Origin of the sequence: Streptomyces violaceorubidus, from assembly GCF_000717995.1 — a bacterium.
Lineage (GTDB): Bacteria > Actinomycetota > Actinomycetes > Streptomycetales > Streptomycetaceae > Streptomyces > Streptomyces violaceorubidus.
The window spans coordinates 56,933-78,730 of record NZ_JODM01000009.1 but is presented as its reverse complement, the minus strand read 5'-3'; the positions used below and the strand labels follow the sequence as shown (position 1 = coordinate 78,730).

Below are 21,798 nucleotides of genomic sequence, written 5' to 3'. Positions count from 1 at the left end.
GCACACGGATCGGCGACATCTGATGGCAGTGGAAGACAGCGGCTCCCCGGGCACGGCGGCGCACTCCCCCCTCCCCCGGGTGCTGTGCGACACGGCTGCGCTCGTGTCCCAGGGCGGCGACGCGCCGGCCGGTGCGCTGTGGAAACTGGCGGAGACCGGACGGCAGCTCGACGCCAACGTCGTCCGCCTGCCCGCCGGGGGAAGGGTGGACACGCACACCGAGCCCGACCTCGACGTCCTGCTCCTCGTCCTCGACGGGGCGGCCCGCCTCGACTGCGCCGACGGCGAACACCCCCTGCGCACGGGCGTCCTGACCTGGCTGCCGCACGGCTCGACGCGGGCCGTCCTCGCCGGGCCGGACGGGGTGACGTACCTGACCGTGCACCGTCGTCGCCCCGGCATGCGCATCCAGCCCCCTCAGGCCGCCGACCGGCTGCGCCGCTCCCTCGGCGAGGACGGCGCCTGATCAGCGGGAGCGGGCGCCCCGGGCCGGGGCGGCCCGCCGTGTCCCGGAGCGGTTCACCGCGCCTCGGTGCGCAGCTGTGCGAGGGACCGCGCCGTCAGGGGGCGTGGCTCCGTGTCGGGGTCGACGAGGACGACGGTGCAGGTGGCGGCGTGGGTGAGGGCGCTGGTGAAGCTGCCGTCGGCGAACTGGGTCAGCGGTCCCCTCGGGGAGCGGCCGACCGCGACCGTGCGGGCCCCGACCTCGGCGGCGTGCCGGGCCAGGGCGCGGCCCGCGGCGGCGTGGTCGCCGACGCCGGTGAGGATCTGGCCGCCGGCGGCGACACCGAGGCCGCCCAGCCGGTCGAGGTGCGCGGTGACGGCGGCCTTGGCCTCCGCGTCGGTCTCGGTGTCGGCGGCCTGTTCCTCGACGACGGCGGTCCGTCGTACGTGGACGACTTCGAGCGGGCTCCCGGTGTCGCGGGCGAGGCGTGCGGCGGCGTCCACGACGGCGGCGGCCCCGGGGTGGGCACCGACGGCCACGACCACGGGCGGCGCGTCGGTCGGGGCGGGGGCGCCGACGGGGGTCAGCGTCGGGGTCACCGGCTCCCCTTCGCCGGTGCCGGCCTCGGCCCGGCGCAGCAGCCGGTGTCCGCCGGCCAGGACGGGGACGGCGAGGAGGAAGGTGGCGGCACCGAGGTAGAAGGGGACGCTCAGGTCGGTGGCGTCGGCGAGCTTTCCGGCGACGTAGGGGGCCAGTCCGCCGCCGATGAAGCGCAGGAAGCCGTAGGCGGAGGAGGCGACGGGACGCTCGACCGGCGAGACGAGCATAACGGCCTGGGTGGTGAGGGTGTTGTTGATGCCGATGAAGGCGCCGCTGACGACGACCGCGACGATCACGGTCGTGGGGTGGGTGACGCCGGCGGCTATGACGGCCATGACGACGGCGAGGCCGAGCAGGTTGGCGTAGAGGACGGGCGCGGTGCCGAAGCGGGCCTGGAGGCGGGGCGCGAAGAAGACGCTGAAGGCGGCGACCAGCAGGCCCCAGCCGGTGAAGACCAGACCGAGCTCGTGGGCGTCCAGTTCCATCGGGTACGGGGCGTAGCCGAGCATGGTGAAGAAGCCCCAGTTGTACAGCAGGGCCATGATGCCCATGGTCAGCAGGCCGCGATGGCGCAGGGCCTTGAGGGGGGCCAGCGGTGAGGTGACCCGCTCGGGCCGGGGCAGGTCGGGGACGAAGGCGAGGGTGGCGATCAGGGCGACGGCCATCAGGGCGGCGACGCCGAAGAACGGGCCGCGCCAGCTGATCCCGCCCAGTTCGCCGCCGAGCAGGGGGCCGACGGCGATGCCCAGTCCGAGGGCGGTCTCGTAGAGGATGATCGCGCCGCTGAAGCCGCCGCTGGCGGAGGCCACGATGACCGCGAGGGAGGTGGCGATGAACAGGGCGTTGCCCAGTCCCCAGCCGGCCCGGAATCCGACGATGCCGTCGATGGAGTCGGTGGCGCCGGCCAGGGCGGCGAAGACGACGATGACGGCGAGGCCGGTGACCAGGGTGCGCTTGGCGCCGATGCGGCTGGAGACCCAGCCGACGAAGAGCATGGCGACGGCGGTGACGATCAGGTAGCTGCTGAACAGCAGGGAGACCTGGCTGGGGGTGGCGTCGAGGCTTTCGGCCAGCGCCGGCAGGATCGGGTCGACCAGGCCGATGCCCATGAACGAGATGACGCAGGCGAAGGCGACGGCCCAGACGGCCTTCGGCTGCCGGAAGGGACTGGCGGCCTTTCCACGGGGTGCACTCATGCGCGGTCTTCCTCCGGGGGGTACGGACGGTTGCGGATGACCCGGGCCAGGGCCAGCAGCGCGGTGGTGGTCGCCTGTCGCTCCGGCCCGGTCATGTCCTCCATGAGCTGCCCGAGGGCCCGGGCACGCTCGATGCGCCGCGCGGCCAGGACCTCGGCGCCGGCGGGTGTCACCGCCACGAGTACGCCGCGGCCGTCGCTGACGTCGGCGGCGCGCCGGACCAGGCCCGCGCGTTCCAGGCGGGTGACGAGCTGGGTCATGTTCGGCTGGGAGACGCCCTCGGCCCTGGCCAGCTCGGTCAGCCGCCGGGGGCCCTCGCGGCTCAGCCTGGCCAGCGTCGAGGCGGCGGCGGTGCTCAGACCACCGGTCCGGGCACTGTGCCGCACGTACCTGATCATCTCCTCCGCGGCGATGATCAGGTCGTCGGGGTCCGGGTCCTTCCGGAGCGGACCGTGCGGGCCGGGGCCCTCCGTCGGCACATCCATAAGCGCATTATGCATTTAGATGTAGCGTGAAACAAGATGTGTCGCGGCGCCCTTCCCGTTGCGTCCTTCCGTCCCCGGGGCACTCGTCGCGGGAGCCGAGGGGAAGAGGAGGAAACGGCATGGACGACTGGCGCGGGTTCGCGGAGCAGATGGCGTCGCTGGCACGCGATCTGCTGGCCCAGGAATCGGTGCACGACACCCTGCGGCGGATCACCGCCGCGGCCACCGAGCTGGTGGCGGACTGCGACGCCGCCGGCATCCTCATCCTGCGGGGCGGCACGGTGCAGTCGCTGGCCCCCACGGAACAGGTGGTGGTCGACAGCGACGAACTGCAGGGGCGCGTCGGGGAGGGCCCGTGCTTCGACGCCGCCCGCACCTCGTCGGGGGAGCGCCAATTCCGGATCGTCGACTTCACCGACGAGGCGGTGCGCTGGCCCAAGTACGTCCCTCAGGCACGCAAGCTGAACCTCGGCAGCATGATGGGCTTCCTGCTGTTCACCGAGGACGAGGACCTCGGCGCGCTGAACCTGTACTCCTACCGCCCCGGCGCCTTCACCGAGGCCGACGAGACGGCCGGCTGGCTGCTGGCCTCGCATGCGGCGGTCGCCTTCTCCAGCGCCCGCACCCACGCCCAGTTGCAGGAGGCCATCGGCACCCGGCACACCATCGGGGAGGCCATGGGCATCCTCATGGGACGGCACCGGCTCACCGAGGACCAGGCCTTCGCCGCGCTGCGCCGCTACTCGCAGGACCACAACGTCAAACTCCGGGAGGTGGCGGCACGGGTCTGCGAACGGGGCACCATGCCCTGAGACCGCGTCGGGCGTTTGCTTCCCGTCCCGCGGGTAACTCCGGCATTCCGGACACCGAACCCGGGAGTCGCCATGTGGAAGCGCAAGGGCAGGAAGGACCGTCGGGCCGCCAAGCCGGTCCCCATGGAGCTGTGCGACCTGTGCGCCAGGGTCTTCCCCGAGGACGAGTCCGTGACGGGCTACGTGCCGGACTCGTCCGCGGTGCACGCCACCAACGAGTGGTTCGACGGGCTGCGGCTCATCACGGCGTGCTCGGACGAGCACTTCGACGAGATCAAGGACGGGTACGCCCACCGGCCCTTCGTGGACGAGGAGCTGTGGGCGGCGAAGGTGAGCCGGGCCCTGACCACCGGGCCGCCCGCCCTGTCCATGGACCAGCTCGGCTGCCGGACGGGTCTCCAGGAGCCCCAGATACGCGCGGCCGTCGCCTGGCACAACGAGCGCGTGCGGGAGGCACAGCAGCGCAGCGACCCCTGAGGGCACCGGGTCCCGGGGCCCGCGTCAGCGCGGCGGGCGGACCCCGTGCACCCGGTAGGGCTCCGCGTCCGCCCACCTGACGTCCAGGCCGAGACCGGGCCGTGAGGTGTCGGGGCGCAGGGCCCCGCCCTCGGGCGCCAGGGTGCCGTCGAACAGCATCCGCTCGACGCGCACGTGGTCGTGGAAGTACTCCAGGTGCCGCAGCCGGCGCACGGCGCAGAAGGCGTGCGCGGACACCGCGGGCGCGCAGTGCGCGGACAGGTCCAGGTGCCGGACGGCGGACAGACCGGCCACCTCCAGCACGCCGGTGATGCCGCCGCACCGGGTGACGTCGGCCTGGAGGCAGTCGACCGCGGGGCCCTCGGTCAGGTTGGCGAAGTCCTGAGCGGTGAAGGCGTACTCCCCCGCGGTGATCTCCAGCCGTGCCGGGCCCCGCTCGCGCAGCATCCGCAGCCCCTCCAGGTCCGCGGAGCCGACCGGTTCCTCGAACCAGCGCACGTCCCACTCGTCGTGGAAGCGGTGCGCCCAGTACAGGGCCTCCTTGCGGCCGAGCGCACCGTTGGCGTCGGTGAACAGCTCCGTCCCGTCACCCACCGCCCGGCGTACGGCGGTCAGGCGCCGCGGGTCGGCCTCCGGGTCCCGCGAGGTCTTCAGCTTCACCCGCCCGATGCCCTGCCCGGCCCATCCGGCGAGCTGGTCGGTGAGGCGGTCCAGGGGGTAGTTGGTGAAGCCGCCGCTGCCGTAGACGGGCACCCGGTCGTGGTGGGCGGGCAGGAGCTGGACCAGCGGAAGGTCCAGCAGCCGTGCCTTGAGGTCCCACAGCGCCACGTCGACGGCGGAGCGGGCCATCGCCCCGACGCCGGGCCGGCCGGCGTTGCGCATCCGGCCGCCCATCCGCTCCCACAGGGCGGGGGGCGAGGAGACGGGGCTGCCCTCGACGACCGGCCTGAGTACCGAGTCCACGAAGGACGCCACCGAGACGTCCCCGTAGGTGTAGCCGACTCCGGTGCGGCCGCCGGCGTGCGCGCGCACCAGGACCAGGGTCGTGGCGTCCCACTCCAGGGTGCCGTCCTGCTCGCGGCCCTCGGGCCCGTCGGTGGGGATCTCGAAGGCATGCACGTCGACCGCGTCGACCGGGCACGCGTCCAATGCCCTCGTTCCCGGGCCGGTCGGCGTCGTCATCGCGGGCTCCCTCGCCTTCTCGTTCCGGGGCCCGGTTCCCCGCGTCGTCCGGTCCATGCGCGGCCGTACGGGTCAACCGACGTTTGTCCGGGCGCGGGCCGGGTCACTCAGTTCCCCGTCGCGAGCCATCGAAAAGAGGCCCGAGGAGCACCCCGTGAACCGGTTGTGGCGGCCGTTCCACCGTGCGTGGGACTGGCTGGCCGCGTCCGCCCTGGTCCGGCGCGGCCGGGACCTGGAGCTGATGCACAGGGCCATGGGTTTCGCCACGCTCGCCCTGGTCACGCTCGCACCGCTGCTGATCGTGGTGGCCGCCGCCGACCCGCTGGGCCGCGGGGGCTTCGCCTCGTGGCTGGCCGACGGCATGGGGCTGTCGGGGCGGTCGGCCAAGGTGCTGACCGACATCATCAGTCCGCCGACCAAGGTCGTCGGCACGACGAGCGTCTGGGGCGGGATCCTGCTCGGCGTCTTCGGCGTGTCCTTCGCGGCGAGCGTCCAGAACGGGTACGAGCGGATCTGGGAACTGCCCGCCGGCCCGTGGCACCGCATCTGGCGCCAGATGACCTGGGTGGTCCTGCTGACCGCCTACCTGTACCAGGAGGTGCAGACACGGACCGCGCTGCACGGTTCGGCGCGGATCGCGCTGTCGACCGCCAGCGGCATGCTGTTCTTCTGGTGGGGCCAGCACTTCCTGCTGGGCGGCCAGGTCCGCTGGCGCGACCTGCTGCCGGGAGCGTTCGCCACGATGGTGGGCCTGATCGGCCTGCGCGGCTTCTCCTACCTCTTCTTCACGCCGCTCATCCTCGACAACGCCTTCAGCTACGGTGCGGTCGGCATCGTGCTGGTGGTGGAGTCCTGGCTGATCGGGGTCGGGTTCGTCGTCTTCGGCGGCGCGATGGTGGGGCACTGGTTCTGCGAGCACCACTGGTGGGCGCGGAACATCGACCGCAGGCCGGACTGACCCGGGCCCCGGGCGGGTCCTCAAGCGGCGCGGCGGCGCAGTCCGCCCGCGAGTGCCGCGGCCACCGCCCCGGCCGTGGCCGTGGCCAGGGCCAGCGGCCGGCGGTTGCGGGAAATCCAGAACTGGACGCTGCGCGGATGGGCCTCCTCGTCGAAGATCCCGTGTGCGCCGTAGTCGTCCGGGGCGGTGTCGTCGGGCGGCTGCCAGAGGTTGACCGGCCGCGAGGGGTCGACGGGGCGGTCGGTCTGCTGCCCCTCGTAGCCGGTGCGCGCCAGATAGCGGTCCAGGAGCCCCGGGGCGAACTTCTGGCCCAGCAGGGTGGCGACGGTGGAGCCGCCCACCCAGTACACGCGCCGCTCGGGGTGGTCCGCGGCGTGCAGCACGGCCCGGGCGGCGACCTCGGGCTGGTAGACGGGGGCCACCGGGCGCGGATGGCGGGGCAGCCGGGTGAGGACCCAGCTGAACTGGGGTGTGTTCAGCCCCGGCATCTGCACCATGGTCACCCGCACCCCGCTGCGGTCGTGCAGCAGCTCGCAGCGCAGCGACTCGGTGAAGCCCTGGATGGCGTGCTTGGCCCCGCAGTAGACGGCCTGGAGCGGGACACTGCGTTCGGCCAGCGCGGATCCCACCTGGACGATGGTGCCGCGATCGCGCGGTGTCATGCGCCGCAGGGCGGCCTGGGTGCCGTGGACGAAGCCGAAGTAGGTCACCTCGGTGGCGCGCCGCAGCTCCTCGGGCCGGATCTCCGCCACGGGCGCGAAGACGGTCGAGAACGCGGCGTTCACCCATACGTCGATCGGGCCGAGTTCCTCCTCGACGCGGCCGGCCGCCGCGTCCACGGCCGCCGCGTCGGCGACGTCCACGACCAGGGGCAGGGCGCGCCCGCCCGCTTCGCGGACCTCCTCGGCCGCGCGCGCGAGGGCGTGCTCGCCCCGTGCGAGCAGGGCCACCGCGGCCCCGCGGGCGCCGAAGGCCCGGGCGGTGGCCCGCCCGACGCCGCCACTCGCGCCGGTGACCACGACGACCTCGGTGCCGTTCGCACCCCGGTGCCGGGTGCCGCTCACTTCCTGCCCCGGCCCGGGAGGTGGCCGGCGTACTCGGTGAGCTTCTGGCGTACGCCCTTGGTGGCGATGCCGGTCAGCTCCGGGTCGTGCAGCGCCGCCTTGATGGCCTTCTTGCCCTGGTCCTTCATGATGTGCGGCGGGATCGGTGCGATCTCCGCGTCGACCTTGAACTCCAGGACCACGGGCCGGTCGGCGGCGAGCGCCTCGTCCCAGGCGCGGCCGACCTTCCCGGGGTCGGCGCAGACGATGCCCTTGAGGCCCAGCAGCTCGGCGTAGGCGGCGTAGGGGACGTCGGGGATGTCCTGGGAGCCCGGGTACTTGGGGTCGCCGGACATGGCGCGCTGCTCCCAGGTGACCTGGTTGAGGTCCTGGTTGTTGAACACGCAGAAGATCAGCGGCGCCGTCCCGGACAGGCGGTCCAGATAGCGCTTGACGGTGATCATCTCGTTCATGCCGTTCATCTGGAAGGCGCCGTCCCCGATGAAGGCGATCACCGGACGCTCGGGGTACGCGAACCGCGCCGCGATGGCGTACGGCGTGCCCGGGCCCATCGTGGCCAGGGTGCCGGAGAGGGAGGCCTGCATGCCGTCGCGCAGCAGGAGGTGGCGCGCCCACCAGTTGGTGCCCGAGCCGGAGTCGGCCGTCAGGATGACGTCGTCCGGCAGCCGCGGGGAGAGTTCGGCGGCGACGGCCTGCGGGTTGATGGTCTTGCCGAAGTGCTCACCCGCCCAGCGGTCGCACAGGTCGTGCCACTCCCGGACGTCCTTCTCGATCTTCTCCCGCCAGCCCCGGTCCTCCTTGCGCTGGAGCATCGGGACGAGTGCGCGCAGCGTCTCCCTGGAGTCGCCGACGAGATGGGCGTCCATGGGGTAGCGGATGCCGATCATGCGGCCGTCGATGTCGATCTCGACGCCCCGTGCCTGTCCCTCCTCGGGCAGCCACTCCGAGTACGGGAAGCTGCTGCCGACCATGAGCAGGGTGTCGCAGCCCTGGATCATGTTGTCGCTGGCCTTGCTGCCCAGCAGGCCGATGGGCCCGGTGACGTAGGGCAGGTCGTCGGGCAGGACCTGGCGGCCGAGCAGGGCCTTGGCGACGCCGGCGCCGAGCAGGTCGGCGACCTCCTTCACCTCGTCCTCCGCGTTCGCCGCGCCCTGGCCGACGAGGATGGCGACCTTCTTCCCGGCGTTGAGGACGTCGGCGGCCTTGCGCAGCTCGTCGAGGTCGGGCAGGACCCTGGGGCGGCTCCAGCCCACGCTGGAGAAGACGGAGCCGTGCTCCCTGGGCGGGGAGGGCTGGGCCTCCTCCTCCTGGATGTCGTTGGGGATGATGATCGTCGCGACGCCCCGGGTGGTCAGCGCGGTCTTGAAGGCACGGTCGATGACGTGCCGGGCCTGGCCGGGGTGCACGATCATCTGGCAGTACTCGGACACGTCCGCGAAGAGCTGGTCGAGGGCGATCTCCTGCTGGTAGTGGGTGCCCAGCGACAACCGCTTCTGCTGGCCCACCACCGCCACCACGGGCTGGTGGTCGAGCTTCGCGTCGTACAGGCCGTTGAGCAGGTGCACGGCGCCCGGACCCGACGTGGCGACGCAACACCCCACCTCGCCGGTGAACTTGGCGTGGCCGCAGGCCATGAACGCGGCCATCTCCTCATGCCGGGCCTGGATGAACTCCGGTTCGCCGGCGGCCCGGTCGAACGCGCCGAGCAGACCGTTGATGCCGTCACCCGGATAGCCGTACACCCGCTGGACGCCCCACTCGGACAGGCGCTGGAGCACGTAGTCGGCGACTTGGGTCATGGGGCTCTCCCGGACGTGGGGGGACGACGGTCGGCTTGTGGGGTTACCCTCACGGCCGCCCCTAAACCGGCTCTGCGCCCCCTTCGTCCGCCGCCGTGCCCCGCCTCCGCGTCGGCGGCGGCGCCGTGCTCGCCCGGGTCACCAGCCGGGTCGGCACCAGTGTCGTGCCCCGTTCCGGACCGGGCGCCCGCATCGTGCGCAGCACGGCCCGGACGCAGAGCCGGCCGACCTCGGCGAAGTCCTGGTGGACGGTGGTCAGCGGGGGCAGGAAGGAGCCGGCCTCGGCGATGTCGTCGAAGCCGATGACGCTGACCTCCTCCGGCACGCGCCGGCCGCGTTCGTGCAGGGCGCGCAGCAGGCCGAGGGCCATCTGGTCGTTGGCCGCGAAGACGGCGGTGCAGTCCTCGCGGGCGGCGAGTTCCAGACCGGCCCGGTAGCCGGACTCCGCCGACCAGTCGCCCCGGACGAGCGGCGGCGGGGTGCGTCCGGCCTCGGTGAGCGTCCGCCGCCAGGCGTCGGTGCGGCGCTGGGCTGCGAAGGAGTCCTCGGGGCCGCCGAGGTGCCACACCGTGTCGTGCCCGAGGTCCAGCAGGTGGCGCACGGCGGCGCGGCTGCCGCCGGCCTGGTCGGTGTCGACGACCGTGTAGGTGTCGCCGGCGTCGGAGTCGACCACGACCACCTGGACGTGCGGCGGCAGTTTGAGGGAGGCCGCGTCCAGGAGGTGGACCTCCATGATGACGATGACCGCGTCGACGGCCAGTTCCTCCAGGCGCGAGAACGCGCCGCGCACCTCGTCCTGGGTGGGGACGGCGACCGGCAGCAGCGTGACCGCGTACCCCTCGCTCGCCGCGGAGGTCGCGATGGCCTCCAGGGTGCGCACGTTGCCGGTGGTGGCCAGCGTGAAGGTGATGACGCCGATGGTGCGGAACTCGCCCCGTTTGAGGGCCCGGGCGGCGCTGTTGGGCCGGTAGCCCAGCTCCTTCATGGCCGCGAGCACCTGCCGGCGGGTCTCCTCGGTCACGCCGGCGTAGCCGTTGGAGACCCGGGAGACGGTCTGCGAGGAGACTCCCGCCAGCCGGGCGACGTCCGCCATGGAGGCCGTGCGCTCCCGGCCGCGCCGGCCACGCGCGGGTGCGCTCGCGGGGACTTCCTCAGCCGTGCTCACTCGCCGTCAGCCGCCTCTCTGTCGTCGTCGGTCCCGGTGCGAAAGGACCCTTGACCGTCGTCATCGGGGCAGTGTAGACATGCCGCCATCAGATGTTTACGTAAACATAACAGCTCGACGCTTTCTCCCGGCGCGTGATGTTTACGCAAACATCGGCGATGTTCCAGGACGTGGACGAGCGAGGACGACATGACGACGCTGCAACCGCCGGCCGCCGCCGAGCCGCGGCCCGCCCCACCCCCGGTGCGGCGGGAGCGCCGCTCCTGGACGGGGTGGGGCTTCCTCGGTCCCTTCGTGGCCGTGTTCGCCCTGGTGTTCCTCGCGCCCATCGCGTACTCGGTCTATCTCAGCCTCTTCCGCGACCAGTTGATCGGCGGGACCACCTTCGTCGGCCTCGACAACTACGGCGAGGCGCTCCGGGACGAACGGTTCTGGGCCTCGCTCGGCCGGGTCTCGCTCTTCCTCGCCGTGCAGGTGCCGATCATGCTCGGCATCGCGCTGCTCGTGGCCCTGGCCCTGGACAGCGGACGCCTCTACGGCCGGGACTTCTTCCGCATCTCGATCTTCCTGCCGTACGCCGTGCCCGCCGTGGTGGCCACCCTGATGTGGGGCTTCATGTACGGCACCCGCTTCGGCCTGGTCGGTGACATCAACGGCGCGCTGGGCGTCTCGCTGCCCGACCCGCTCTCCCCCGACCTGGTACTGGCCTCCATCGGCAACATCGTGACCTGGGAGTTCGTCGGCTACAACATGCTGATCTTCTACTCGGCGCTGCGCGTGGTGCCCCACTCGCTCTACGAGGCGGCCCAGATCGACGGCGCCGGCCAGATCCGCGTCATCACCGCCATCAAGCTCCCGGCCATCCGCGGGGCCCTGGTGATCGCCACCATCTTCTCGATCATCGGCAGCTTCCAGCTCTTCAACGAGCCCAGCATCCTGCAACCCCTGGCGCGCAACGCCATCACCACGGACTACACGCCGAACTACTACACCTACGCGCTGTCCTTCAACGGACAGCAGCACAACTACTCCGCGACGGTCGCCATCGTCATGGGGCTGATCACCATGGTCGTCGCCTACGCCGTGCAGCTGCGCGGCATGCGCAAGGGAGTGTGAGGCAGCGATGACCGGTCCCGTCGCCACCGTTTCCGACCGTTGTGCGCCCGTTCCGTCCGGCACCTCGGGCCCCGTCCCGCGGCTGCGCGCATCCCGGCGCCGGCACGTGGCCGACAAGCCCCGGCGCAGCATGCTGCTGACCGCCCTCACCGCACTCGTGCTGCTGTACAGCCTGGTGCCGCTGGTCTGGCTGGCCATCAGCGCCACCAAGACGCAGGAGGGGCTGTCCCGTTCCGCCGGTCTCTGGTTCGACCGCGACTTCGCGCTGTGGGACAACATCACCGAGACGTTCACGTACAACGACGGCGTCTTCACCCGCTGGCTGCTCAACACCCTGCTGTACGTGGGGCTCGGCGCGGGCGGCGCCACCCTCCTCGCCGTGCTCGGGGGCTACGCGCTCGCCAAGTTCGACTTCCCCGGCCGGCGTGCCGTCTTCGCCGTCGTCATCGGCGCGGTGGCGGTGCCGGGGACGGCGCTCGCGGTGCCGACCTTCCTGATGTTCAGCAAGATGGGGCTCACCAACACCCCCTGGGCGGTGATCATCCCGTCCCTCATCTCGCCGTTCGGCCTCTATCTGATGTGGGTGTTCGCCACCGAGGCCATCCCGACCGAGCTGATGGAGGCCGCCCGCATCGACGGGGCGGGCGAGGTGCGCACCTTCTTCCGCGTCGTCCTGCCGCTGCTGGCCCCCGGCATCGTCACCGTGCTGCTGTTCACCATGGTCGCGACCTGGAACAACTACTTCCTGCCGCTGGTCATGCTCAAGGACCCCGACTGGTATCCGCTGACCCTGGGGCTCAACAGCTGGAACCAGCAGGCCGCGACCGCCGGCGGCGATGCCGTCTTCAACCTCGTCGTCACCGGCTCGCTCCTCACCATCGTGCCGCTGATCGCCGCGTTCCTGCTGCTCCAGAAGTACTGGCAGTCCGGTCTCGCCGCCGGCAGCGTCAAGGAATAGCCCTCCCCCTCCCCCTGTCCCTGTCCCTGTCCCTGTCCCTGTCCCTGTCCCTGTCCCTGTCCTTCACCGAACACCCCGCCCACCCTCAACGGTGCCGGTTCCGGCCACGAAGAAGTGGAAGCACACCCATGCCCACACACCTGTCCCAGCACGCGCGCCGCCTCCTGCGCGGCACGGTCCTCGTCTGCGCCCTCGCCCTGGGGGCGAGCGCCTGCGGAGACTCCGACGACGGGGGGACGAGCCAGAAGGCCGTCTCCGAGGCGGACATACAGGCGGCCCTCAAGGAAGGCGGCACCCTCACGGTCTGGGCCTGGGAGCCCACGCTGAAGCAGGTCGCCACCGACTTCGAGAAGGCGCACCCGGGCGTCAAGGTGAACCTCGTCAACGCCGGTACCAACAAGGACCAGTACACGGCGCTTCAGAACGCCATCTCGGCGAAGAAGGGCGTCCCGGACGTCGCCCAGGTCGAGTACTACGCGATGGGCCAGTTCGCCCTGACCAAGCAGCTCACCGACCTCAAGTCCTTCGGCGCCGACAAGCTCTCCGCCAAGTTCTCCCCCGGCCCGTGGAACGGTGTGAAGGCCGGTTCGGACGGCGTCTACGCGCTGCCGATGGACTCCGGTCCGATGGCGCTGTTCTACAACAAGAAGGTCTTCGACAAGTACGACATCAAGGTGCCCACCACCTGGGACGAGTACCTGGACGCCGCCCGCGACCTGCACAACGCCGACCCGAAGGCGTACATCACCGCCGACAACGGCGACGCCGGATTCGCCACCAGCATGCCCTGGCAGGCCGGTTCGCGGCCGTACGCGGTCGACGGCACCAAGGTGAGGATCGACTTCTCCGACCAGGGCGCCAAGACCTTCACCGGCACCTGGCAGCAGCTCATCGACGAGAAGCTGCTCGCCTCGGTCCCCGCCTGGACCGACGAGTGGTACAAGGGCCTCGGCGACGGCAGCATAGCGACGCTGACGACCGGCGCCTGGATGCCCGCCAACCTGGAGTCCGGCGCGAAGTCCGCCTCCGGCGACTGGCGCGTCGCCCCGATGCCCCAGTGGAAGGCGGGCGACAAGGTCAGCGCCGAGAACGGCGGCAGCGCGCTCGCGCTCCCGGAACTGGGCAAGAACGAGGCTTTGGCGTACGCCTTCGTCGAGTACGCGAACGCGGGTGACGGCGTGCGGACCCGGCTGGAGAACGGCGCCTTCCCGGCGACCACCGCGGATCTGCAGTCCACGAGGTTCCAGGACACCGCCTTCCCGTACTTCGGCGGCCAGAAGGCCAACAAGATCTTCGCCGAGTCGGCCGCCGAGGTCCCCGACGACTGGTCGTACCTGCCCTACCAGGTCTACGCGAACTCGGTCTTCAACGACACCGTCGGCAAGGCCTACGTCTCCGGCACCACGCTGGCCGAGGGCCTCAAGTCCTGGCAGCAGGCCTCGGTCGAGTACGGCGAGGAGCAGGGCTTCACCGTCGAGAAGTAGCGCACGCCCCCACCGGAAGGACCGCCATGATCTCCACCCTCCACTCCCGCCCGCACCGCGGGACGGACGGTGCGCCCACCCCGCGTCTGGCCTACGGCGCCGACTACAACCCCGAGCAGTGGCCCCGCGCGGTGTGGGAGGAGGACGTACGGCTGATGCGCGCGGCCGGCGTGAACATCGTCTCGCTCGGCATCTTCTCCTGGGCCCGGATCCAACCCGGCCCGGACACCTGGGACTTCGCCTGGCTCGACGAGGTGATGGACCTGCTGCACGAGCACGGCGTCGGCGTCGACCTGGCGACCGCGACCGCCTCCCCGCCGCCCTGGCTGACCACCGCGCACCCCGAGATCCTCCCGGTCACCGAGCGGGGCGAGACGCTGTGGCCGGGAGCGCGCCAGCACTGGCGCCCGACCTCGCCGGTCTTCCGCGAGCACGCCCTGCGCCTGGTGCGGAAGCTGGCGACGCGCTACGCCGAGCACCCGGCCCTCATCGCCTGGCACGTCAACAACGAACTGGGCTGCCACAACGTCTACGACTACTCCGACGACGCGGCCCGTGCCTTCCGGGACTGGCTGCGCGCGCGGTACGGCACGACGGATGCCCTCAACCACGCCTGGGGCACGGCGTTCTGGTCGCAGCGCTACGGCGACTGGGAGGAGATCCTGCCGCCCCGGCTGGCGGCCTCGCACCCGAACCCGACCCAGCAGCTGGACTTCAAGCGCTTCTCCTCGGACGCACTCAAGGATCACCTGCGCGCGGAGCGGGACCTGCTGCGGGAGCTGACCCCCGACGTACCCGTCACCACCAACTTCATGGTGATGCCCGGCACCAAGGGCATGAACTACGCGGACTGGGCCGGCGAGGTGGACTTCGTCGCCAACGACCACTACGTCGTCCCGCACCCGCAGGCCCGGGACGAGCTGTCGTTCTCGGCGAACCTCACCAGCGGCATCGCGGGCGGCCGGCCCTGGTTCCTGATGGAGCACTCCACCAGCGCCGTGAACTGGCAGCCCGTCAACCTGGCCAAGCGGCCGGGCGAGATGGCCCGGGACTCGCTGACCCACGTGGCGCACGGCGCCGACGCGGTCTGCTTCTTCCAGTGGCGCCAGTCGGCGGCCGGCGCCGAGAAGTACCACTCGGCGATGGTCCCGCACGCCGGTGCGGACAGCGAGCTGTTCCGCGCGGTCACCGCGCTCGGCGACACGCTGAAGACCCTCGCGCCGGTCGCCGGGAGCGAGCGGGAGCCGGCCGAGGTCGGCATCCTCTTCGACTGGGAGTCGAGGTGGGCGAGCGAGCAGGACTCGCACCCCACCTCGCTGCTCGACTACCACCAGGAGGCGCTCGACTGGTACTCGGCGCTGCTCTCCCTGGGCATCCGCGCCGACGTCGTGACCACCGGCGCCGACCTGAGCCGTCACCGGGTGCTGATCGCGCCGGTGCTGCACCTGGTCCCGGCCGAGCTGGCCAAGGATCTCACCCGCTACGCCGAGCAGGGCGGGCACCTGGTCACCACGTACTTCTCCGGCATCGTGGACGAGAACGACCACGTGTGGCTCGGCGGTTACCCGGGCGCGCTGCGGGACCTGCTCGGCATCCGCGTCGAGGAGTTCGGCCCGCTGCCCGCCGGGCAGAGCGTGGAACTGGACGACGACAGCACCGGCGGCCTGTGGACCGACCACGTCACCGTCACCGCTCCGGGGACCGAGGTGCTCGTCCGCTACCGCACCGGTGCGCACGCGGGCCGCCCCGCGGTCACCCGGCGCGGCGCGGGCGCCGGTTCGGCCGCCTACGTCTCCACCCGGCTCGGCGCCGAGGGGCTGGCCGGACTGCTGCCGAGGCTGCTGGAGCCGGCCGGGGTGACGAGCGAGCTGCCCGCCCCGGTGCGCGGGCGGGTCGAGACCGCCGTGCGTCGCGGTCCCGGCGGACGGTTCCTGTTCCTGGTCAACCGGACCGACGAGCCCGTGACCGTCCCCGGGCTCAGCGGAGAGGTCCTGGTGGGCGACACCGGGGACGCGGGCGCCGTCGTCCTGGCGGCCCGGGGAGTCGCCGTCCTGCGCACGCCCACCGCCTAGGCGCACACCCGCACCTTCCGGTCGCCCCGGAGCGGCACGCACCCGCTCCGGGGCCCTCCCCTCCTGCCCGCCACCGGGTGGCAGGGGCCGCCGCAGCGACCACCACCACACCCCACGAGGGCGCGGCCGTCACGGCCTGACCGCCCGACTCCGGTGCCACCAGCGCTGGACGCCGACGGACGTGTCCGCCGGCTGATCCCTGCCCGCCCCTGCCGACCGTCCCGTACGGACACGAGGAGAGCGCATGACCACCGACCCCCGTGAGCACGAGGTCCGCCGCAGGATGGCCGCCCGGGAGCTGTACTCGGACGGCGCCCCGGGGCTGGAGGCCCTGGCGGAGGAACGCCTGCGCGGCAAGGAACTGGCGGACGCCTACAACCGGACCGGCGCGCGGGACGACGAGGGCCGCCGGGCGCTCCTGAAGGAGCTGCTCGCCTCGCTCGGCACGGGAGTGTGGATCGAGCCGCCGCTGCACGTGGCCTACGGCAACCGGGTGCGCCTGGGCGACGACGTGTACGCCAACTTCGGCCTCACCCTCGTCGACGACGTCGAGGTCTTCGTCGGGGACCGGGTGATGTTCGCCCCGCACGTGACCGTCAGCACCACCGGGCACCCCGTCCACCCGGATCTGCGCCGGGACGGCACGCAGTTCTCGGCGCCGGTGCGCGTCGAGGACGACGTGTGGATCGGGGCCGGCGCGCTGATCATGCCGGGGGTCACCGTCGGCCGGGGCTCGGTGGTCGGCGCGGGCAGTGTGGTGACGGCCCATGTGCCGCCGATGACGGTCGTCGCCGGGGCCCCGGCCCGGGTGCTGCGCGAGATCACGGACGCCGACCGCGAGTGGGCCTACCGTCCGCCCCGCACCCTGGGTACGGGCCGGGGCCGGTGACCGCGGCGGGCCGGCAACTGCCGTCGAACGCCCGGCACATGGCACGGCGGCGCCGCAGTACGATGATCCAGAACTGCGGCGGAGCGTCACCTCCCGGAGCACGGAGCCTGCCATGACCACGGACCACACCCCGCCTCCCCACATCGACACCGGCCGGGCCCACCCGGCGCGGGTCTACGACTGGCTGCTGGGCGGCAAGGACAACTACCCGGTCGACGAGGCGGTGGGCGAGACCCTGCCGCCCCAGGCGCGGGACGCGGCGCGGCAGAACCGCGCGTTCATGAACCGCGCGGTGGCGCACCTCGCCGCGCGGGGCATCGACCAGTTCCTGGACATCGGCACGGGCATCCCGACCGAGCCCAACCTGCACCAGATCGTCCAGCGGACGGTGCCGACCGCCAGGGTCGTCTACGCCGACAACGACCCCATCGTGCTGCGGCACGCGGAGGCCCTGCTGGTCAGCAGCCCCGAGGGGGCCACGGACTACATCCAGGCCGATGTGCGCGAGCCCGAGGAGATCGTGCGGCACGCCCGCGGGATCCTGGACTTCGACCGGCCGATCGCGCTGTCGCTGATCGCGCTGATGCACTTCGTCCCCGACGACCAGGACGCCCACGGAATCGTCCGGGGGCTGGTGGAGACCCTCCCGTCCGGCAGCCACCTGGTCCTGTCGCACGCCGCGATCGACCTCTTCCCCGAGCTGGCGGAGCAGGTGATCGCCCAGTACGCCAAGGGCGGCATCCGGCTCGGCTTCCGCACCCGGGCGGAGGTCGCCCGCTTCTTCGACGGTCTGGAACTGGTGCCGCCCGGCCTGGTCACGGCCACCGAGTGGTCCGGCGACGGCCTGGAGGCGCCCGCGCCGGAGGAGAGCGGTGTCTACGCGGGCGTGGCGCGCATCCCCTGACGCGTGCCACGCGTGCGGGACGACGGCTCAGCGGCGGCGCCGGTGCGTCGCCCAGCCGCTGCCGATCCCGGCGACGTGCAGGGCCAGCAGGGCGAGGCCGATGAGCATGACGTTGGTGGAGGTGAAGACGTCGTTGGTCGACACCTCCGCCGCGTTGATCAGCCAGGCGATGAGGAACAGAACCGCCGCGACGATGGCGAGCACGGTGTACATCCCTTCGGATCGGGCGGCACCGGGGCGGTGCCACCCCTCGCGTATGCCCCCGGCGGGCCGCGTGACACGGCGAAGGGCGCCGCACGCTTCGTACAGTGGAGGGAGCGGACCGCGGCGAACCCGCCCGGCCCCTCCCGCACCCCGCCCCGGAGCCCCCATGCACGATCCGTCCACCGCGCCGGACGAGGGTTCCGGGACGCTGTTCGGCCTGGACGCCCTCGCGCCCGGTCCGTCGTCCGGACCGTCCGCCTCCGGGCCGCCACCCTCCCGTCCGCTCTTCCGGGACTCCGCCGCCGCCCGCCGGCTGCTGCCGGTGCGGGAGATCCACGCCGAGCCGGCCGCCGCCGCCTCCCCGCGCGGCCGGCAGGTCCTCGCCCGGTTCCCCGACGCCCGCGTGGTCGAGGTGGACTCCCACTGGGGCATCCCGGGGCTGCACGGCAACGAGGGGAACGTCGAGCGGTGGGTGCGGGTCAAGGGCGAGACGCTCGTCCTCGGGGAGCGCAAGACGCTGACCACCCGGCCCAACGGGCGCTCCGCGGACTGGATCGCGCCGGGCGCCTCCAACGGCTGCGCCATGGCCTGCGCCTACTGCTACGTGCCGCGCCGCAAGGGGTACGCCAACCCCGTCACCGTCTTCACGAACATGGACCGGATCATCGCCCACCTCGGCCGGCACATCGCCCGGCAGGGTCCCAAGCGCGAGCCGAACCAGTGCGACGCCGACGCCTGGGTCTACGACGTCGGTGAGAACGGCGACTGCTCGGTGGACGCGCTGATCTGCGACAACACCGCGGACCTGGTGCACGCCTTCCGGCAGTGGCCGACGGCCAAGGCGTCCTTCGCGACGAAGTTCGTCAATCCCGACCTCCTCGCGCTGGACCCGCGCGGCCGGACCCGGATCCGGTTCTCCCTGATGCCGCCGGACGACTCCCGGCTGCTGGACGTGCGCACCTCGCCCGTCGCCGATCGCATCGCCGCGGCCGGCGACTTCCTGGACGCCGGGTACGAGGTGCACTTCAACCTCTCCCCCGTGGTGATGCGGCCGGGCTGGGAGGAGGCCTGGGCGGAGTTGCTGCGGCACCTCGACGACGTCCTGCCCGAGCGGGTCAAGCGGCAGGCCGCCGCCGAGGTGATCATGCTGACGCACAACCGGGACCTGCACGAGGTCAACCTGGGCTGGCACCCCCGCGCCGAGGAAGTGCTGTGGCGGCCGGAGATCCAGCAGGCCAAGCGCTCGGAGAACGGCGCGCTCAACGTCCGTTACCGGGCGGACGTCAAGGCCGGGGCGGTCGCCCGGCTCCGTGCGCTGGTCGCCGCCCGCACGCCCTGGCTGCGGATCCGGTACGCCTTCTGAGGCCGGTCCACGGCCATCAGGTAAGGCGAACCTAAGATCAGATAATGTTTCGTGTGCAACAACTTCCGGAAGCACCCCTTCCGGCAGTTCCGCGAGCACACTCGGGAGCCGGCCTTGCCTCACACGACCGACACGACCGGAGCCCGGCCCCGGGCCGTCACCGAGGACGGCTGGGTCGAACTCGACTCACGCGCACACCTGCGCGAGCTGCTGGGCGAACCCTGGCCCCTCGTCATCGACAAGGTGCACGACCGGCTCACGGACGACGACCGGGACATCCTGGACCGCTCCCCCTTCTGCCTCCTGGCGACCTCCGACGCGGGCGGCAACTGCGACGTGTCGCCCCGCGGCGACGCACCGGGCTTCACCCACGTCCTCGACCCCGGCACCCTCGCCCTGCCGGACCGGCCGGGCAACCGGCGCGGGGACAGCTTCCACAACATCCTCGACAATCCGCACGCCGGTCTGCTGTATCTGGTCCCCGGCGGCAAGGAAGTGCTCCGCGTCAACGGCCGGGCCCGGATCCTCACCGACGCGCCCTTCTTCGACGCGATGGCGCGGGACGGAAGGCGTCCGGAGCTCGCCCTGCTCCTGGAGATCGACGAGATCTACCTCCACTGCCCGATGTCCCTGAACCGGGCGGGACTGTGGAAAGAGCGGTCCCCGCAGGCGAGTTGAGCCCTGCGCACCATCCGGCGGCGAGGGCCGGAGCACGCGCCGCGGGGGCATTGTGAGCCCCGTCTCTACCAGCCGTTTTTAGGTTAGGCTAACCTTCGCTACGTGAGATCAGCTGAAGACGCAGCCGGTACCCCGCGCCTGCGCGGACATGAGCTGTCGGCGACGGGCGTGACCGTCGCGTACGACGGCGTCGATGTCGTGCACGACGCGGGGGTCAGGCTCAAGCCCGGCGAAGTGACCGTCCTGGTGGGCCCCAACGGCAGCGGGAAGTCGACGCTGCTGCGGACCGTCGCCCGGCTGCAGCGGGCCCGCAGGGCCACGCTCAGCCTGGACGGCACCACCGACGGACTGGCGCTGACGTCCCGTGAGTTCTCGCGGTACGTCGCCCTGCTGACCCAGGGACGGCCGACGCCCGGCGGGCTGACCGTGCGGGACGTCGTGGAGTTCGGCCGGTATCCGTACCGGGGCCGTTGGGGGCGGCCCGATCCGGACGGCCCGGCCGCCGTCGACCGGGCGCTCGCCCTCACCGGCGTCGACGGCCTCGCCGACCGCGGCGCCGACCACCTCTCCGGTGGGCAGTTGCAGCGGGTGTGGCTCGCCAGCTGCCTCGCCCAGGAGACCGGCGTACTGCTCCTGGACGAACCCACGACCTACCTCGACCTGCGCTACCAGGTCGAACTCCTCGACCTCGTCCGCGACCTGGCGGACGACCACGGCATCGCCGTCGGGGTCGTCCTGCACGACCTCGACCAGGCGGCGGCCGTCGCCGACCGGATCGCGCTCCTCGAAGCGGGCCGGATCGTCGCCGAGGGCACGCCCGAGGACGTGCTGACGCCCCAGCGGCTGACCGCCGTCTACGGCATCCGGATCGATGTCGACACCGACCCACTGACCGGCCGGCTGCGCACCCGCCCGATCGGCCGCCACCACATACGAACCCCCGAAAGGCTCGGCACCACCTCATGAGACGCCTCCTGCTCACCGCGGCCGCCGCCACCGCCGCGGCGCTCACCCTCTCCGCCTGCGGCACCACCGAACCCGCCGCCGACACGACGGAGAAGAAGGCCTCCGAGGCGATCACGCTCAAGGACGGCAAGGGCACCGAGGTCAAGCTCGACGGGCCGGCCACCAAGGTCGTCGCCACCGAGTGGAACGTCGTCGAGAGCCTCGTCTCGCTCGGGGTGGACCCGGTCGGCGTCGCGGACGTCAAGGGCTACAAGACCTGGGACAGCGCCGTTCCGCTGAAGAACGAGCCCAAGGACATCGGCACCCGCGGCGAGCCGAGCATGGACACCGTCGCCTCCCTCGCGCCCGACCTCATCGTCGCCACCACGGATCTCACCCCCGCCGCCGTGAAGCAGTTGCGCGAGGTCGCCCCGGTGATCGAGGTGAAGTCCGCCGACGGCACCGGCCAGATCGACCGGATGCTGGAGAACGTCGACCTCATCGCCCGGGCCACCGGCACCACGGACCGGGCCAAGTCGCTGCGCGAGGGCTTCGAGGCCAAGGTCGCCGAGGGCAAGAAGGCCCTGGCCGACGCCGGGTCGGCCGGCAAGGACTTCGCCTTCGCCGACGGCTACGTCGCCTCCAACCAGGTCTCGATCCGCCCCTACACCGCGAACTCGCTCATCGGCGAGGTCAACGAGGCGATCGGTCTGAAGAACGCCTGGACGGTGAAGGGCGACGCGGCCTACGGTCTCGGCACCACCGACGTCGAGGGCCTGACCAAGCTGCCCGAGGACACCCGGTTCGCCTACATCGGCAACGACGACGATCCGAGCGCCACCCCCTTCACCGGTGAGCTGGCCAAGAACTCGGTCTGGAGGTCCCTGCCGTTCGTGAAGGCCGGCGACGTGCACCGCCTCGACGACGGCATCTGGATGTTCGGCGGTCCCGGGTCGATGGAGGCGTACATCGACGCCGTCGTCGGCGCCCTGACGAAGTAGC

At 72.1% G+C, this 21,798-nt stretch carries 21 protein-coding genes; 14 read left to right on the top strand and 7 right to left on the bottom strand.

Translation table 11 applies throughout. The annotated features are described in order from the left end of the window. The first annotated feature begins 22 nt into the window (after nucleotides 1–22). Nucleotides 23–466 carry a hypothetical protein gene (locus tag IE94_RS0114525; RefSeq protein ID WP_030183517.1) on the top strand — a complete coding sequence of 148 codons (444 nt, stop codon included), beginning with the start codon at nucleotides 23–25 and terminating at the stop codon, nucleotides 464–466. A gap of 53 nt (nucleotides 467–519) precedes the next feature. Here the strand turns inward: IE94_RS0114525 and IE94_RS0114520 are convergent, their stop codons facing one another. Further along, nucleotides 520–2,241 carry an MFS transporter gene (locus IE94_RS0114520; RefSeq protein WP_030183514.1) on the bottom strand — a complete coding sequence of 574 codons (1,722 nt, stop codon included), beginning with the start codon at nucleotides 2,239–2,241 and terminating at the stop codon, nucleotides 520–522. Then, nucleotides 2,238–2,726, bottom strand: a complete 489-nt coding sequence (locus tag IE94_RS0114515; RefSeq protein WP_106977858.1) for a MarR family winged helix-turn-helix transcriptional regulator — start codon at nucleotides 2,724–2,726, stop codon at nucleotides 2,238–2,240. The genes IE94_RS0114520 and IE94_RS0114515 overlap by 4 nt, the downstream gene beginning before the upstream one ends. Before the next feature lie 119 nt (nucleotides 2,727–2,845). On the opposite strand from IE94_RS0114515, the gene IE94_RS0114510 reads away from it, so the two are divergent. Both IE94_RS0114510 and IE94_RS0114505 read left to right on the top strand, forming a co-directional pair. Beyond that, nucleotides 2,846–3,538 (top strand): GAF and ANTAR domain-containing protein, encoded by a 693-nt coding sequence (locus IE94_RS0114510; RefSeq protein ID WP_030183508.1) that lies wholly within the window; start codon nucleotides 2,846–2,848, stop codon nucleotides 3,536–3,538. A gap of 72 nt (nucleotides 3,539–3,610) precedes the next feature. Then, a complete protein-coding gene (locus tag IE94_RS0114505) occupies nucleotides 3,611–4,015 on the top strand; it encodes a hypothetical protein (RefSeq protein ID WP_030183506.1) in 405 nt (134 codons plus the stop codon). A gap of 24 nt (nucleotides 4,016–4,039) precedes the next feature. Here the strand turns inward: IE94_RS0114505 and IE94_RS0114500 are convergent, their stop codons facing one another. After that, on the bottom strand, nucleotides 4,040–5,197 hold the full coding sequence (locus tag IE94_RS0114500; protein ID WP_030183504.1) for an enolase C-terminal domain-like protein: 1,158 nt from the start codon (nucleotides 5,195–5,197) through the stop codon (nucleotides 4,040–4,042). A gap of 154 nt (nucleotides 5,198–5,351) precedes the next feature. Between IE94_RS0114500 and IE94_RS0114495 the strand changes: the two genes are divergently transcribed. Next, nucleotides 5,352–6,155, top strand: a complete 804-nt coding sequence (locus tag IE94_RS0114495; protein WP_030183500.1) for a hypothetical protein — start codon at nucleotides 5,352–5,354, stop codon at nucleotides 6,153–6,155. 20 nt (nucleotides 6,156–6,175) lie between these two features. On the opposite strand, the gene IE94_RS0114490 is transcribed toward IE94_RS0114495, so the two are convergent. From IE94_RS0114490 to IE94_RS0114480, 3 genes are all read right to left on the bottom strand, one after another. After that, nucleotides 6,176–7,219 (bottom strand): SDR family oxidoreductase, encoded by a 1,044-nt coding sequence (locus tag IE94_RS0114490; protein WP_030183492.1) that lies wholly within the window; start codon nucleotides 7,217–7,219, stop codon nucleotides 6,176–6,178. Beyond that, nucleotides 7,216–9,018, bottom strand: a complete 1,803-nt coding sequence (locus IE94_RS0114485) for a thiamine pyrophosphate-requiring protein (protein ID WP_030183491.1) — start codon at nucleotides 9,016–9,018, stop codon at nucleotides 7,216–7,218. Before IE94_RS0114485 ends, IE94_RS0114490 begins: the two co-directional genes overlap by 4 nt. Before the next feature lie 61 nt (nucleotides 9,019–9,079). Next, nucleotides 9,080–10,183 carry a LacI family DNA-binding transcriptional regulator gene (locus IE94_RS0114480; protein WP_051777504.1) on the bottom strand — a complete coding sequence of 368 codons (1,104 nt, stop codon included), beginning with the start codon at nucleotides 10,181–10,183 and terminating at the stop codon, nucleotides 9,080–9,082. A gap of 189 nt (nucleotides 10,184–10,372) precedes the next feature. Between IE94_RS0114480 and IE94_RS0114475 the strand changes: the two genes are divergently transcribed. From IE94_RS0114475 to IE94_RS0114450, 6 genes are all read left to right on the top strand, one after another. Further along, nucleotides 10,373–11,299 (top strand): carbohydrate ABC transporter permease, encoded by a 927-nt coding sequence (locus IE94_RS0114475; protein ID WP_030183486.1) that lies wholly within the window; start codon nucleotides 10,373–10,375, stop codon nucleotides 11,297–11,299. Between the two features lie 7 nt (nucleotides 11,300–11,306). Then, nucleotides 11,307–12,257, top strand: coding sequence for a carbohydrate ABC transporter permease (locus IE94_RS0114470; RefSeq protein ID WP_030183483.1), 951 nt, complete (start codon nucleotides 11,307–11,309; stop codon nucleotides 12,255–12,257). A gap of 128 nt (nucleotides 12,258–12,385) precedes the next feature. Beyond that, a complete protein-coding gene (locus IE94_RS0114465) occupies nucleotides 12,386–13,741 on the top strand; it encodes an ABC transporter substrate-binding protein (RefSeq protein WP_037922658.1) in 1,356 nt (451 codons plus the stop codon). 26 nt (nucleotides 13,742–13,767) lie between these two features. Continuing rightward, entirely contained in the window at nucleotides 13,768–15,813 is a 2,046-nt protein-coding gene (locus IE94_RS0114460) for a beta-galactosidase (RefSeq protein WP_030183477.1), read from the top strand. A gap of 244 nt (nucleotides 15,814–16,057) precedes the next feature. Further along, on the top strand, nucleotides 16,058–16,702 hold the full coding sequence (locus tag IE94_RS0114455) for a sugar O-acetyltransferase (RefSeq protein WP_030183474.1): 645 nt from the start codon (nucleotides 16,058–16,060) through the stop codon (nucleotides 16,700–16,702). A 112-nt stretch (nucleotides 16,703–16,814) separates the two neighbouring features. Beyond that, nucleotides 16,815–17,606 carry an SAM-dependent methyltransferase gene (locus tag IE94_RS0114450; protein ID WP_030183471.1) on the top strand — a complete coding sequence of 264 codons (792 nt, stop codon included), beginning with the start codon at nucleotides 16,815–16,817 and terminating at the stop codon, nucleotides 17,604–17,606. Between the two features lie 27 nt (nucleotides 17,607–17,633). Here IE94_RS0114450 and IE94_RS0114445 read toward each other — a convergent pair whose 3' ends face one another. Beyond that, entirely contained in the window at nucleotides 17,634–17,819 is a 186-nt protein-coding gene (locus IE94_RS0114445; protein WP_030183469.1) for a hypothetical protein, read from the bottom strand. Between the two features lie 157 nt (nucleotides 17,820–17,976). Between IE94_RS0114445 and IE94_RS0114440 the strand changes: the two genes are divergently transcribed. The 4 genes from IE94_RS0114440 (at nucleotide 17,977) to cdtB (ending at nucleotide 21,797) form a co-directional block, all read left to right on the top strand. Next, nucleotides 17,977–19,173, top strand: a complete 1,197-nt coding sequence (locus IE94_RS0114440) for a spore photoproduct lyase family protein (RefSeq protein WP_030183467.1) — start codon at nucleotides 17,977–17,979, stop codon at nucleotides 19,171–19,173. A 114-nt stretch (nucleotides 19,174–19,287) separates the two neighbouring features. Further along, nucleotides 19,288–19,851: an MSMEG_1061 family FMN-dependent PPOX-type flavoprotein gene (locus tag IE94_RS0114435; RefSeq protein WP_030183465.1), complete on the top strand. Its 564-nt coding sequence runs from the start codon at nucleotides 19,288–19,290 to the stop codon at nucleotides 19,849–19,851. Nucleotides 19,852–19,953: 102 nt separating this feature from the next. Then, the gene (gene cdtA / locus IE94_RS0114430) at nucleotides 19,954–20,817 is read left to right on the top strand and encodes a siderophore ABC transporter ATP-binding protein CdtA (protein ID WP_030183462.1); all 864 of its coding nucleotides are present in this window, start codon (nucleotides 19,954–19,956) and stop codon (nucleotides 20,815–20,817) included. Then, nucleotides 20,814–21,797 (top strand): siderophore ABC transporter substrate-binding protein CdtB, encoded by a 984-nt coding sequence (gene cdtB / locus IE94_RS0114425; protein WP_030183460.1) that lies wholly within the window; start codon nucleotides 20,814–20,816, stop codon nucleotides 21,795–21,797. The genes cdtA and cdtB overlap by 4 nt, the downstream gene beginning before the upstream one ends. Nucleotide 21,798 lies beyond the last annotated feature (1 nt).

Coding starts and splice junctions, on each gene's coding strand:
- IE94_RS0114525 (WP_030183517.1), top strand. CDS start 23: ATGGCAGTGGAAGACAGCGGCTCCCCGGGCACGGCGGCGCACTCCCCC.
- IE94_RS0114520 (WP_030183514.1), bottom strand. CDS start 2,241: ATGAGTGCACCCCGTGGAAAGGCCGCCAGTCCCTTCCGGCAGCCGAAG.
- IE94_RS0114515 (WP_106977858.1), bottom strand. CDS start 2,726: ATGGATGTGCCGACGGAGGGCCCCGGCCCGCACGGTCCGCTCCGGAAG.
- IE94_RS0114510 (WP_030183508.1), top strand. CDS start 2,846: ATGGACGACTGGCGCGGGTTCGCGGAGCAGATGGCGTCGCTGGCACGC.
- IE94_RS0114505 (WP_030183506.1), top strand. CDS start 3,611: ATGTGGAAGCGCAAGGGCAGGAAGGACCGTCGGGCCGCCAAGCCGGTC.
- IE94_RS0114500 (WP_030183504.1), bottom strand. CDS start 5,197: ATGACGACGCCGACCGGCCCGGGAACGAGGGCATTGGACGCGTGCCCG.
- IE94_RS0114485 (WP_030183491.1), bottom strand. CDS start 9,018: ATGACCCAAGTCGCCGACTACGTGCTCCAGCGCCTGTCCGAGTGGGGC.
- IE94_RS0114475 (WP_030183486.1), top strand. CDS start 10,373: ATGACGACGCTGCAACCGCCGGCCGCCGCCGAGCCGCGGCCCGCCCCA.
- IE94_RS0114470 (WP_030183483.1), top strand. CDS start 11,307: ATGACCGGTCCCGTCGCCACCGTTTCCGACCGTTGTGCGCCCGTTCCG.
- IE94_RS0114465 (WP_037922658.1), top strand. CDS start 12,386: ATGCCCACACACCTGTCCCAGCACGCGCGCCGCCTCCTGCGCGGCACG.
- IE94_RS0114460 (WP_030183477.1), top strand. CDS start 13,768: ATGATCTCCACCCTCCACTCCCGCCCGCACCGCGGGACGGACGGTGCG.
- IE94_RS0114455 (WP_030183474.1), top strand. CDS start 16,058: ATGACCACCGACCCCCGTGAGCACGAGGTCCGCCGCAGGATGGCCGCC.
- IE94_RS0114450 (WP_030183471.1), top strand. CDS start 16,815: ATGACCACGGACCACACCCCGCCTCCCCACATCGACACCGGCCGGGCC.
- IE94_RS0114445 (WP_030183469.1), bottom strand. CDS start 17,819: ATGTACACCGTGCTCGCCATCGTCGCGGCGGTTCTGTTCCTCATCGCC.
- IE94_RS0114440 (WP_030183467.1), top strand. CDS start 17,977: ATGCACGATCCGTCCACCGCGCCGGACGAGGGTTCCGGGACGCTGTTC.
- cdtB (WP_030183460.1), top strand. CDS start 20,814: ATGAGACGCCTCCTGCTCACCGCGGCCGCCGCCACCGCCGCGGCGCTC.